Raw genomic sequence first — 11,468 nt, forward strand, 5'->3', positions numbered from 1 at the left:
AGTTTCGGCTTATTGATTGAAGCGACTAACTGCTTGAGCAATTCTTCTTGGCGCATTAAAGCAGCAAGTAATTCTGATGTTTCTTGAGGGTTCATTTGTTTGATACCAATGTATTTCACTAACGCTTGGCGCAGCCTTATTAGAGTTATTGTTTTTAGATGTGGCCAACCATGCGTATTGTTTATTACATCTTTGGAGCTTGCACTATTGGCTCTACTATCCAAAGGAGCATTTATTAACATACTAGTTGCTTTACAATTGCAGTACAAAGTCGAATTTTCACCACGCCTCATCCCCCTTTGGAGATGAGGTTTTTACTGCTATCTAGAATAAACTGCTTCAAAAATTAACCACTTTTGCTTGAAGAAATATTTGAGTAAGTGCTCAAATTGTTCGTTAAGCAGTTTGGAGTATCAATTGTATCTTTGCGACAGGTTAAACTATCACTTTCTCTGCTAAAGTAAGTAGCTAAAAACTGCCTACATGATTTATATTAACTGTACGCTTATAATTGCTTTACCTCGTCTCACTTTGATGACGAGGTTTTTGTCTTCCAAATCAACGACTATCTCAAGAACTAGTTCTAGCTGGTGTATTACCGAAGCAAGTAATTCTGATGTTTGTTTAGGGGTCATTTGTTTGATACCTAAAGCATTTTCATCAACCAAGGCGCAGCCTCATTAGAGTTATTGTTTTTAGATATAGCCAATATTACGTATTAATTACTAAATTGTCAAAATATATACTACTGTTACTTATATCTAAAGGCACATTTATTAAACTGTTAGTTGCTTTATACTTGCTCTATAACTTAGGATTTGCACCAGGCCTCATCCCGCTTTGGAGATGAGGCTTTTACTTCTATATAGAGCAAACTGCTCTAAGAGTTAACTACTTTTGTTTCAACAAATATTTGAACAGTTATTCAATTTGTTTCTTTCGCGTTAGAAGTATAACTTGCAACGTTGCAACAGGTTAGACTGCCATTTTTCCTACCTAAATAAGCATCAAATAACCTTCTATATAGCATATAGTAACTTGATGGTAGACGTTTAACTTATTAGCCTCGTCTCATCTTGATGACGAGGTTTTCATTTTTGAAACAGAATAAACCGCTTTGTAAATCATCTCATTTGATTTCGGGTAAATAATTGAATGCGTGAAATGCCGTTGCATACCTGATGTATATCAATATTATTTGAGATGCTCATTTGATATTCTTCAAGAACTTAAGTAGTCACGATACTTAGGAATTTGAGCATTCGGTGATTGTAATTAGATTTTAATCTATGCAATCACCTTTGTTTTCACTACATTCTCAATACTCAAAGGGCAGCATCAACACCTTCTGTGCTAAATACAGCGTGATTTCCGGCAGTGGAAAGTCAGTGTATGGGATTGACTGGCGTAGTACCTCAATATCTGTGTCTTCTTCACATATCAGAGTACCTGACTTGTTCTCCACTACCAACCGCCACGCCTGAAATTCTCGCAGTCGAGGATTAGACCCAAGCCGATGCTGATAGGAGCCAATCGCATCCAGCAGCCAATAACATTGGGTTGCTTGGGCTAAATATTTCACTCCCTCTGTGTAGCGGAGCATACCTAGCGAGTGTCTGTAAACGATTTCCGAGCCTGTGAATTGCTCTAAGTCTGCAATCAATTCCTCAGCGGTTTTTGCAGTAGTATTTGTCATCGTTGGAATTTCTCTTTGTAACTTTCACTGTCACATTGGCGTAGCATTAGATAGCTACTGTAGCTAACTACTCGCACTTCAAGAAATCATCGACCATCTCTTGCGCTGATTCGTCTGTCATTTCTTCATTTGTCGAGGCAGTGACAAATCCATACCTCGTAGCTAGAAACTCTAAATCAATATCCGAGTCAAGAATGCGTCCCAGTTCAGAGACAATAAATTTTCTTGTTCCTTGGTCGTAGCTAAGTTTCATAATTTCACTTGTTTGGTTGAATAAAAAGCTCCGCTGCAGTACATCAGTTTGTAACCACTCAGTTCTATGACCTCTGCATTGGAGTCGTTTGCAGCAAGAGAATTTTGTCTTTTAATTTTTCAAACCCCGTTTCTTGAACAGTTGTAATTGTTGTAGCTTGTGTCATATTTGGTTGTCCACGATTTAGCTTAAAGGCGATTGGTTGCTCCTGTTAACAATCGCCTTCTTTATCAGAACTACGCCGCTACCAACTCTCGATAAACTGTTGGCACTTCACTCTTCACCGGAGCCGTCACCCTGGATAATGCCTCAATCGCCTCCTTCACGCTCCAGTACTGGATGCCATCACCACACCGCCAGTAGTAAGTCTTGGGGTCGTTGCTCCACTGGCATTCTGAATTCCTGACCTTGAAGAGTATGCCCAAGAACTCCCCATCAATACATACGTTGTAAGCAGTTTGAATATTAGCACGCCCCACATAAGTCAATCGGTAGTCGTCCACTGGCGTGCACAAGTCCTCACAACAAGTCCCACGGTAAGCGCAATTGCCGCACCCATGACCCCCACAGTCTGGGCAAATGGCAACAGGGGTAGAATCGAACTTGGGCAGGGTAAAGTCCCAATCACCAGGTAGCTGTACAGTGTGGCGTGGCTCTATTGCTGTGACTTCTTGGGTTTGAACCTCTAACTCTGTTTCTTGTGGTTCCGGCACATAAGCCTTTACTTCTTTTACAACTACAGGCTTTTCGGGTTCTGGTAGCGTGTTTTCTTTGTAATGCCATACGATGTAGCTGTGGCATCTCTTTTGAGTATTGTCTCGGAATACTTTTACACCGTTAATCATTACTAGCCAGGGCTGGGTTAAGTCGTCATCATGACCAATGCTTGCAATCAGCTTTCCAGCGGCGTAAACTTCTTGATCGTAGAAGCTAATTTCTACTGTTTCGAGTTCTGCTAATGCTATAGTTGTTTTGTTCATAAACCTATGTGGGTTTTGAATGTGAATTAGAGGCGATCGCAAGTTTTCCATGCAGGCGATCGTCTCTGTTTTTATTGGTCAGTTCATTGTGCTTTCAGCACAACATTCTCAATCTAGAATTGGCGAAGCCTCATATTTAATGCTCCTATGCCAGTGGCCGGAGCTTCCCGCAGCAGCATATCTTAGAATCAGGCGACAGTTAGCGCTGACTGGCGTTGAAAGCAACTGTCGTACCGCTGTGGGAACTTTTTATTTGGAACCACTCCACCCCTTACCTCGCGTTAGCAGCTTTGACTATCTACTGCTTCTGTTACCTGGGGGGTTTTGCTTCTGTTCACTTTTTTCAAGGTTCAGATTACTGAAGCGCCGCTTTATTTAGCTGAGAGGCTGGCGCTTGTTTCCTCCCTTGTTATTAAATGTATCTCTAAAGCTTTAACGTGTCAAGCTTTGAATATTTAAAGCTTTAAGTTGTTGACGTATCAAACTATGAAATATATAATCCAGATATGGCACAACACATTGATATGCTGATACACCAGCACGTTAATCAGAATATGCTTAATATGTTCGAGCATATTCTGATCCAAAAAATGGCTAGTTACGTTGATCTTTCAAAGATTTGGACTGATGATAAAAATCTGACTATTCAAAAAGCTCATGAAATGACTGGAATTGACAAGCGCACGCTGTCAGTTGCCAAACGAGGATTTTTGGATCGATGCCAAATTGAAACTTTGTTAAAACTCCAAGCCTTTGCTTCTGAGCTTGCTGGAAGGAAAGTTTCATTAGAAGAAATGGTTCGCTCTGAAGGATCTTAGCTTCATCCTAAAGCTATTGATTTTCAACTTTTAGCTTAACCATTAGGCATAAAATCAATGAGAAGTGACCGCCCGCCTCCAAGCAACGCGATCACCTCAACTAATCCCAGATCATAGGACTAGCCATGTCTACCCTACCAGTTTTTCAATTACTTCTCCAAGACAATCCAAACCTGTTCACTACAGAAGGCTTATCCTCACTGTTGATGGACTGCGTTCGCCTAAGATACCCTGAACGCTACAACTTTATTTACCCTTCACTGCAAAACAGACAGGTTTACTTAGCACTTGCTGGACTTGGAAGCGGTGATACTGAAGACGAAGAAATCATTCACCGCATCATGACAGACCCCAAGGGCTGGTGTCTAGATGCCCCAGACGAAGTACACGAGGGGCAAAATTTTACGATAGCATGGGCAAGATGTTTGGTTCTAACTTTAGTACTGACCTTTTTCTTTACCGCACTATCAGAGACAACATTCAAGAGCTTCAGCAACGCCTGGGCATTTCTGGGGTGAGGACGAGAAATATCTCGGTACGCGTTCGCCCTTGGCGTTGCCGAAGGCATCGCTTGTTCTCATACCCAACGGTAGATGATCAGCTGATCAACTTGGAGAGCGATCGCATTATCCTTAAGCAAGCAGTCCCAGAAATCATTAAGTATTTTGTCAGCCTTGTTCAAACACCACCTGCATACGAACTTTTCTTGGTGAGCAAGGACGAGCAGAAGATCCCCAATTCAGTCGCCACAGTTGAAGGTTATGCGCCAGTGACATTCAGTGCAGACATTTATGCAGAATCTTGTAATTGGGAGAAATCTTCAGATAACTGTTGGCAAGGGAAAAGCACTTTTAGGAAAGACCCTGACAAAATTCGCCTATTCCTTCATTTAGATCATATGACCAAGAATTTATCTGTTTTGAAGCTGTTCACTCTGACAAGAGTAGATTTCCTTGGTTAGTCGAGACTGCTGATTGAAACCGTATTTAAAGAACTTGGAGCAGCAGATATGTCACAGATTGAGATCGCACAGGTGATTGAACAGATTAAAGAAGAAATCGAGGTAGACGCTTCAGGTAAAGGCAAAGCCAGCATGAAAGCCACAGCCAGACTAGATGGAGTCAGCGATAAAGCTATTGGCAAAGCATTAGAAAGCGCGAACCTGGAGCCATCCAAGCTAGCTCAAATACTTATGCAGCGAGGCTTTGATGCCGCGAACCTAAATCAATGGCGCTCCGATGGTATTCCAGACATTGCAATTGGCATCATCCTTCATTACTATGGCTACGAAGCTGGTCGGTACTGCACCCAACAAGCTAAGTTAGTCTGTCAGGCATTTGGGACTATTGGTGTTCGGGCGTGGATGCAAGATGCTTTAGGCTGGACAAAGCCAACACAACAGAACCAAACCCAACAACCAGAACAACCTCCCACACCTGCCCTTCCCCCAGTCGAACAGCGATTAAAAACACTGGTTGAGGCCATGAAGACTTTAACCGAGATCACAGGGCAAAAACTTAACCCCTACATCGAGCAGCATTGCAAAGACTTCGCGGGTAATCTCCTGGCTGAATATAACAGACAAGCTCTAACTGGCTCTAAAGAAAACTGGCTCGGCGTGGTCAACTTTTCAGAAAGCGAACTGGGGAAGAAAGTTCCTATCAAAGGCACTCACTATCGCGGACACCTAGGAACGTGGGTGAGAACATTCTACCCTCAGTTGGGCGATCGCCAAGAGACGCGACTGGTTAACGGCGTTCAACAGTCAGTTTACGTCTACGCTTGCCATGATCCGGTTGTCGCCGCAGGATTGACCAAAGCTGTAGAAGAGTTCTTTGCACATCCAAGCCCTGGTGCAGCGCTCTCGAAGGCGGGGGCTTTCGCTAGTAAGAAGGAACGGGTATCAATCTAAAACATAAAAGCGACCGCATCTGTGGATGTAGAGGCGATCGCTCAATGGAAATTCACAAGTTTTGCTGGTGACTTGTTAGTCCTAACATTAGAAGATTTTTCTCAGTTGAGTCAAGCAAGTATAAAGTTAGCGACACCATTTGTTACAAAACGATTTCCACTTTGAGCAATTATCTAACAAGGCTGAAATCGGATCTATGTGGGATAAACAAGCCGGAGTTACCAAAGGAATTGACAATGACTAAATTTCAAGATCCAAGAGCAAGAGCGATTGCCCAACAAATCGACTCTATCAACACTGCCGGGTACGAGTCAGCTTACGACCCAGTTCTTCAAAATCACGTAGTTCACGGTGGCCTCTCCCTAGTTGAAGGTATGCTGCGTTTCGATATGTTCATGGGAAAAGTACAGCAAGCCACTAGAGAACGAGAGAGTGTCTGGGCATCTCAGGTAGAGCAGAAAATCAGCGGCATCGAATGGTACACGGTCGAATATGGGGGAATCACATCTGTGCTTCCCCGGATACACGAGGATTTGAAGTTTGTATCTGGAGATAAAGAGATTCTAGTACAGTCTAAACCAGTGGCCCTCGACTTCCTCGCGCACTGGAATCAAGTTTTCAAGCTGTGGCGTTACGACCGCAAGAGTGACGAGCGCTGGAACCGGAGCAGATGGAGTCAGTTTGACACCGAATATTTGCGGCGAGAATGGATTGAAATATGGGTTGAAGATTATATCTCCACCGTTCTTTTACAGGATGGCACTTGCCGAGAAGAACCCGTTTTTGCAATTAACGCTTGCTGCTACTGGGGGAATCCAATGGATGTTCATCGCACAGATGCATACCCTCAATCTGGCTCGGTCTGGTTTCAATGGAATAATTTTACACCTTGGAAGTAAAAGCGATCACTACTGTCTCGATAGCGATCGCTAAGTTTAGAGATGTCGCATGATAAGCAAAAGACTAGAAGACTTTCCCCACAGAGTCAAGCAAATAAGCATTTTTTAACTTAACCTTTCTCACACGATAACAATCATGAAAACTATCATTACAGTAGTTGAAAAGCTCACATCTGAAGCTCACATCGATATCCCTGATGGGTTATCAGAGTCAGAAATCAGGCAGCACATTGTTGACCTTTACAACAGTGGTGAAATGCAGTTTGACATGAATATTTACCAAGTAGATTTTGAATCTATTAGCGTCAAGATTGTTAACAGTCAGAGCCACGTTGAATTTAGTCAGGAGACAGTATGACTATTACACAACTGTTGACACTAGAACAAAACAGTATTGCTGTATCTCCATACGAAACTGTTGGGAGACATCCTCTCAACTTTTATGAATCGCCATCTTGGTTCACCACTGAATTACTTCGTCATGTCAAATTATCCGGTGTGATTGGTGAGCCGTGTGTTGGACATGGTGCAATCGCTTCTTTACTTCAAGCTTGGCCATATACCACGCGTGTCTGGACTAACGATATTGACCCCAACAAGACAGCAGATTATTACTACGACGCAACGCAAAAAGAGTCATGGGAGAAGTTGCCAGAATGCGATTGGATATGTACTAATCCTCCGTATGCCGATCAAGCCGCACCAATTATCAAAAATGCACTCTTTAAAGCCCGTGTGGGTGTCGCAGCTTTTTTACTAACCAGCTTTTTAGAACCCTGTGATGATCGTGCTGATTTTCTACAAGAACACCCGCCGTCACTCGTCCTAATCATGCCACGTTATTGCTTTCGCAAGGATAAGAAAGGCAAGCGCTGGGCAACAGATAATATCACCATTTCATGTTTTGTTTGGGATAAGCGAACCACAAACCAACACATTATTATACGTTCGGCTAATAGAATTGCTGGCTTTTATAAGAATCCAGATAAAGTGATTAGCCAAGATTCAGTTTTAAGTATTGTCAAAGGAATTGCATCGGGTGAGATTAGCACTAACTATTTAGGAAAAAAATAATTATGTCAACAAATATTTCTTGGACGGATGAGACTATAAATCCAATTGTGGGCTGTTCTCGCGTCTCGCCTGGGTGTGCGCGATGTTATGCAGCTACCGCAGCCAAATCTCCAAGACTTCAACAATTCTCTCAGTACCAAGCTGTCAGTGAATGGGATGGAACAGTCCAATTTGTGGAATCTCAACTTATTAAACCACTGCACTGGAGAAAACCCAAAAAGATATTCGTTTGTAGCATGGCTGATTTGTTTCATACGAATGTTCCAAATGAGTGGATCGACCAAGTAATGGCTGCTATAGCCTTATGTCCTGGGCATACTTTTCAAGTTCTTACCAAGCGACCAGAGAGGGCATTAGAGTATTTTAGCCAACCCAAACTATGGGTTAAATGGTATGAAGCTGCCAAAGAACATCTATGGGGTGCTATTGGGGAAAACTTCGGAGGTTTAATTAATCTCCAACAATATTTTGTTGACCAACCTTTCCCGCTACCTAATTTGTGGTTAGGAACATCAACTGAGAATCAAGCGATGGCAGATAAACGCATACCTGTACTGTTGCAAATTCCAGCAGCAATTCGGTTTTTATCTTGTGAGCCACTGCTCGATGAAATTGATTTATCTTCACTTTTTGGACTATATCAATTTAGTGAAGATAAATTTGCTCTCAAAGTAGGATCAAGGTGGGAAAAGTCACCAGATTGGGTGATCATTGGGGGTGAGTCTGGTACTGGCGCTCGTTCCTGCGAAATTGAGTGGATTCAGACAATTGTTAACCACTGTCAAGCAGCTGATGTTCCAGTTTTCGTCAAACAGTTAGGAAGTGGTGCTTTAGCACAGAATCAACAATTTAAAACCCGCCATCGCAAGGGCGGGGATATTGAAGAGTTTCCTGAACAACTGCGGGTTAGAGAATTTCCTGTGCTAGTAAACGATTAAAACTGAAACTAACCAAACTGAACCTTGAAAATTGCATATTAAAAAACGCTAATTTTCTGGCTGGGTGTCAATTGCTGATTGATAAAAAAAGCGCAATTCATCAACAGTATTAGCTGTATCTATTGCTTCTAAGATTGATTCGAGTAAACTGACATCCTCAATTTGCTCGATTTCTTGCAATAGGTTTTGGCCAAGGGAGCCAAATTTGAGCTTTAATCCCAAAGCTATACCTTTTAACAATCCCTTCTGGATACCGCTGCGTTCAAAGCTCGTGACGTACCGCATACGCTGTTCTTCCTCTAATTGTTCTACTTCCCGCTGAAACTCTTGCTCTAAATCCAATGGTAGCGTCAGCATCCAGTCTATAAAGGACAACAAGTTTAGAACAGCCTCCCGATCTAAACCCTGCTCGTACAATCGGCGCACCAAAGCCAGTTTTTGCTGCTTACGTTGCGCCCTGTCGCTACGGGTTCGCACTGCTGCTAGGTGAGCCATGACCACCGTAGCGAAAGGGTTACGACTGGCTTCTAACTCAGACTGCCTTTGCTGGTAGTCTAACAGCTTGATCACAGGAAACTGGAAATCAACTTTACAACCAAACAACTCGTACCCAAACTGTGATGGTCGCCAGCTTGTATTTTCATCTCCCAACACAGCCAGGGACGCAACAGAGCGGTTGTAACGGTCGAAAATCCTGTAATTGTAGACAAACATGCGCCTGGCGAAATCGGTTTCCTCCTGACTTTGCACTTCTATGTGTGCCAGTATCCAGGATTCTTCGCCTCCAGCGCGGTAGACTTTTACCAATTTATCGGCGAATCGCTGCCCCAGTTCAGCATCTCGGACTACCTGCTGCAACTCTTTATCTAAAAATTCAAAGCCCCGGCTCCAGTCAATTTCTCCGTGCGCCTGCGGAAAAAAGAAATGCATAAAATCTGCAAAATACAGTTCTAGTATCTGCTTCCACGGCGAATCAAATTCTGTTTGGGGATTGTTAGTGGTCATGCTGAACGCGATCGCTCGTTTAGAAAGGCTGAGGATAGAACAAAATGATTGATATTGACAGGATTAATCATTGCTATCTCCCTTCAGGCTTACACCAAAATCAACGCCCAAAACTTCTTCGATTTTGCGAAGATTTTCAACTGACAGCGCTCCTTTAAGAGTTTCCTTTTCTATGTCATACCAGTAAGTCCGCGATACCTCCACCTCCTCACATATTTGCTCTAGAGATTTGGTGGAGTTTAGTCGAGCTTGCTTGATACGCTCCCCTAATCCCTCAATTTCAACTTCTTTGACTTGTCTTATCCGCATTCCTGCACTAACCACACTACCTCCTCCTTAGAGTAAAGCGTTAACTATTAGTTTTACTATAAACTACAAACTACTAGTTAACACACTGTAAACTAGTAGTGTACCTTAGAAATACAAAGAGCGCCATTGGCAATCAATCAGTCTTCAACTTGTCACAAACTATGAAGAAAAATATGGACTTTACAAAGTTATTAATACCACTAAAATCGAATGCTTTGAAGGAGTGAATAATGGGCAAAATTATAGCAGGCAAATCACCCAGAAATCACTACACTCAAATATCAAACTCGCTAATCCGAGACACAAGCAGTATCGATGACGGAACTTTTCGGTTGATTTGTTGGATGACTTCACACGATGAAGGCTTTGAGATGAATTTTAGCAGCATTCAGCAAGCACTTGGCTACGGCAGAGACAAACTCAGAAAGATTCTGAAAACTGCCGAAGTTCATAATTATTTAGTTCGGCGCAGAGTTCATGACGAAAGTGGCTGTTTTGATTGGGAATATCACATTTTTAAAGACACCGTAGACGCGATTGCATTCAAAGAAAGCTTACCAGAAAACGAAAAGTCTAATTCACTTAACCAAGACAATACGGAGAAAAAGAATGTATCAACACCATGCCCTGATAATCCGTCGCATGGTTCATCCGGTAGATGGTTGAACCGGCAGATGGTTGATCCGGTAACTGGTGGATCAGGGGGTACATATATAAAAGAAGAACAATATAAAGAAAACCAAAAAGAAGAAGAACAAACACAAGAAGCGCCCCCACCTCCCGGCGCACCCCCTACCCAAGAATGTGCGTGTGAAGATGAATCAATCTGGGATATTGCTGCACAACAAGCCGCGAGTGTAGAAATTGCGTACCTTGAAGAATTAACCCTCAAATCTTCTTCTTCGTTGTTAAAAAAATCCGAGTCTTCGCAACAAACCGATAACCTCTCATGCAGACCTTCTATTGCGGTGGTGTCGTTCGATGTTATCGAACAAGCGAATAATCAGCCAGTAGCACCAAGTTCAGAAAGTGTTAATCAATCCTCGCTGCTCCATTCGACTTGTTACACACTCCACTCCACCCAGAAGACCGAGCAAGCCCTGCGAAAGTCTGGATTGCCCCCTTGGATGATTAAGTCTGGCCCTAACGGGTGGAAGGCGGAATTCGTGGAGTCCTACAGGCTTTACTTGAACAGTACCCCCAGGTATGCCAAAGAGTTAGTTCGTCAGGCAACAACAGGCGAGGCTAAAAATGCCCTGACTCGACTGTCAAAAACTGACTCCGGCATAGCAGAAATTCAGAACCACTGGGATAGTTTCAACGAGTTGAAAGAACGTGAGCAGCTTACCCTTCTAAACCAACCGCGTCATAACAGCAATGATGATCTAGCCACAGCCATAGCCGCTGATGAACAACGCCGCCGCTTGGAACAACAACGACGCTCGTCAGTCCCAATCCCTCAACCTCTTGCTTTTGACCTCAAAGCGAAACTTCAAGCCGCAGTCGATGCTCAAAAAGTTCGCCCCAATCCCAGATTTTCTTCTGCTGACTTGCGAGAAGTTGAATCCCAATTGAAACTAGCTC

General features: G+C 43.0%; 14 protein-coding genes and 1 pseudogene. 9 read left to right on the forward strand and 6 right to left on the reverse strand.

From position 1 onward, the window contains the following. Positions 1 to 488: 488 nt before the first annotated feature. The 4 genes from HCR01_RS35570 to HCR01_RS35585 form a co-directional block, all read right to left on the reverse strand. Positions 489 to 635 (reverse strand): hypothetical protein, encoded by a 147-nt coding sequence (locus tag HCR01_RS35570; protein ID WP_193200617.1) that lies wholly within the window; start codon positions 633 to 635, stop codon positions 489 to 491. A 683-nt stretch (positions 636 to 1,318) separates the two neighbouring features. Next, entirely contained in the window at positions 1,319 to 1,696 is a 378-nt protein-coding gene (locus HCR01_RS35575; protein ID WP_193200618.1) for a DUF6876 family protein, read from the reverse strand. 67 nt (positions 1,697 to 1,763) lie between these two features. Beyond that, positions 1,764 to 1,949 (reverse strand): hypothetical protein, encoded by a 186-nt coding sequence (locus HCR01_RS35580; RefSeq protein WP_193200411.1) that lies wholly within the window; start codon positions 1,947 to 1,949, stop codon positions 1,764 to 1,766. A 236-nt stretch (positions 1,950 to 2,185) separates the two neighbouring features. Beyond that, on the reverse strand, positions 2,186 to 2,929 hold the full coding sequence (locus tag HCR01_RS35585; protein ID WP_193200619.1) for a hypothetical protein: 744 nt from the start codon (positions 2,927 to 2,929) through the stop codon (positions 2,186 to 2,188). Positions 2,930 to 3,435: 506 nt separating this feature from the next. Between HCR01_RS35585 and HCR01_RS35590 the strand changes: the two genes are divergently transcribed. The 8 genes from HCR01_RS35590 (at position 3,436) to HCR01_RS35625 (ending at position 8,570) form a co-directional block, all read left to right on the forward strand. Continuing rightward, positions 3,436 to 3,747: a hypothetical protein gene (locus HCR01_RS35590; RefSeq protein ID WP_226890009.1), complete on the forward strand. Its 312-nt coding sequence runs from the start codon at positions 3,436 to 3,438 to the stop codon at positions 3,745 to 3,747. Between the two features lie 125 nt (positions 3,748 to 3,872). Further along, positions 3,873 to 4,265, forward strand: a complete 393-nt coding sequence (locus HCR01_RS35595) for a hypothetical protein (protein WP_193200620.1) — start codon at positions 3,873 to 3,875, stop codon at positions 4,263 to 4,265. Then, positions 4,262 to 4,708, forward strand: a complete 447-nt coding sequence (locus HCR01_RS35600) for a hypothetical protein (protein WP_193200621.1) — start codon at positions 4,262 to 4,264, stop codon at positions 4,706 to 4,708. The genes HCR01_RS35595 and HCR01_RS35600 overlap by 4 nt, the downstream gene beginning before the upstream one ends. 48 nt (positions 4,709 to 4,756) lie before the next feature. Continuing rightward, positions 4,757 to 5,659 carry a hypothetical protein gene (locus tag HCR01_RS35605; protein WP_193200622.1) on the forward strand — a complete coding sequence of 301 codons (903 nt, stop codon included), beginning with the start codon at positions 4,757 to 4,759 and terminating at the stop codon, positions 5,657 to 5,659. A 236-nt stretch (positions 5,660 to 5,895) separates the two neighbouring features. Beyond that, positions 5,896 to 6,558 (forward strand): hypothetical protein, encoded by a 663-nt coding sequence (locus HCR01_RS35610; protein ID WP_193200623.1) that lies wholly within the window; start codon positions 5,896 to 5,898, stop codon positions 6,556 to 6,558. Positions 6,559 to 6,694: 136 nt separating this feature from the next. Continuing rightward, the gene (locus HCR01_RS35615) at positions 6,695 to 6,916 is read left to right on the forward strand and encodes a hypothetical protein (RefSeq protein ID WP_193200624.1); all 222 of its coding nucleotides are present in this window, start codon (positions 6,695 to 6,697) and stop codon (positions 6,914 to 6,916) included. Beyond that, positions 6,913 to 7,632, forward strand: a complete 720-nt coding sequence (locus HCR01_RS35620; protein WP_193200625.1) for a hypothetical protein — start codon at positions 6,913 to 6,915, stop codon at positions 7,630 to 7,632. The genes HCR01_RS35615 and HCR01_RS35620 overlap by 4 nt, the downstream gene beginning before the upstream one ends. Positions 7,633 to 7,634: 2 nt before the next feature. Next, positions 7,635 to 8,570 carry a DUF5131 family protein gene (locus HCR01_RS35625; RefSeq protein WP_193200626.1) on the forward strand — a complete coding sequence of 312 codons (936 nt, stop codon included), beginning with the start codon at positions 7,635 to 7,637 and terminating at the stop codon, positions 8,568 to 8,570. A gap of 48 nt (positions 8,571 to 8,618) precedes the next feature. On the opposite strand, the gene HCR01_RS35630 is transcribed toward HCR01_RS35625, so the two are convergent. Together HCR01_RS35630 and HCR01_RS35635 are read right to left on the reverse strand one after the other, a co-directional pair. Then, positions 8,619 to 9,575, reverse strand: a complete 957-nt coding sequence (locus HCR01_RS35630; RefSeq protein ID WP_193200627.1) for a cytosolic protein — start codon at positions 9,573 to 9,575, stop codon at positions 8,619 to 8,621. Positions 9,576 to 9,638: 63 nt separating this feature from the next. Next, positions 9,639 to 9,884 carry a helix-turn-helix domain-containing protein gene (locus tag HCR01_RS35635; RefSeq protein ID WP_191761275.1) on the reverse strand — a complete coding sequence of 82 codons (246 nt, stop codon included), beginning with the start codon at positions 9,882 to 9,884 and terminating at the stop codon, positions 9,639 to 9,641. Positions 9,885 to 10,114: 230 nt separating this feature from the next. On the opposite strand from HCR01_RS35635, the pseudogene HCR01_RS35640 reads away from it, so the two are divergent. Then, positions 10,115 to 11,468, forward strand: a pseudogene (locus HCR01_RS35640) (hypothetical protein); the annotation flags it as partial.

It is taken from the genome of Nostoc sp. MG11 (genome assembly GCF_014904695.1).
GTDB lineage: Bacteria > Cyanobacteriota > Cyanobacteriia > Cyanobacteriales > Nostocaceae > Komarekiella.

Bases quoted from the DNA above. Each gene is read 5' to 3' on its own strand.
- HCR01_RS35570 (WP_193200617.1), bottom strand. From the start codon at position 635: ATGACCCCTAAACAAACATCAGAATTACTTGCTTCGGTAATACACCAG.
- HCR01_RS35575 (WP_193200618.1), bottom strand. From the start codon at position 1,696: ATGACAAATACTACTGCAAAAACCGCTGAGGAATTGATTGCAGACTTA.
- HCR01_RS35580 (WP_193200411.1), bottom strand. From the start codon at position 1,949: ATGAAACTTAGCTACGACCAAGGAACAAGAAAATTTATTGTCTCTGAA.
- HCR01_RS35585 (WP_193200619.1), bottom strand. From the start codon at position 2,929: ATGAACAAAACAACTATAGCATTAGCAGAACTCGAAACAGTAGAAATT.
- HCR01_RS35590 (WP_226890009.1), top strand. From the start codon at position 3,436: ATGGCACAACACATTGATATGCTGATACACCAGCACGTTAATCAGAAT.
- HCR01_RS35595 (WP_193200620.1), top strand. From the start codon at position 3,873: ATGTCTACCCTACCAGTTTTTCAATTACTTCTCCAAGACAATCCAAAC.
- HCR01_RS35605 (WP_193200622.1), top strand. From the start codon at position 4,757: ATGTCACAGATTGAGATCGCACAGGTGATTGAACAGATTAAAGAAGAA.
- HCR01_RS35610 (WP_193200623.1), top strand. From the start codon at position 5,896: ATGACTAAATTTCAAGATCCAAGAGCAAGAGCGATTGCCCAACAAATC.
- HCR01_RS35615 (WP_193200624.1), top strand. From the start codon at position 6,695: ATGAAAACTATCATTACAGTAGTTGAAAAGCTCACATCTGAAGCTCAC.
- HCR01_RS35620 (WP_193200625.1), top strand. From the start codon at position 6,913: ATGACTATTACACAACTGTTGACACTAGAACAAAACAGTATTGCTGTA.
- HCR01_RS35625 (WP_193200626.1), top strand. From the start codon at position 7,635: ATGTCAACAAATATTTCTTGGACGGATGAGACTATAAATCCAATTGTG.
- HCR01_RS35630 (WP_193200627.1), bottom strand. From the start codon at position 9,575: ATGACCACTAACAATCCCCAAACAGAATTTGATTCGCCGTGGAAGCAG.
- HCR01_RS35635 (WP_191761275.1), bottom strand. From the start codon at position 9,884: ATGCGGATAAGACAAGTCAAAGAAGTTGAAATTGAGGGATTAGGGGAG.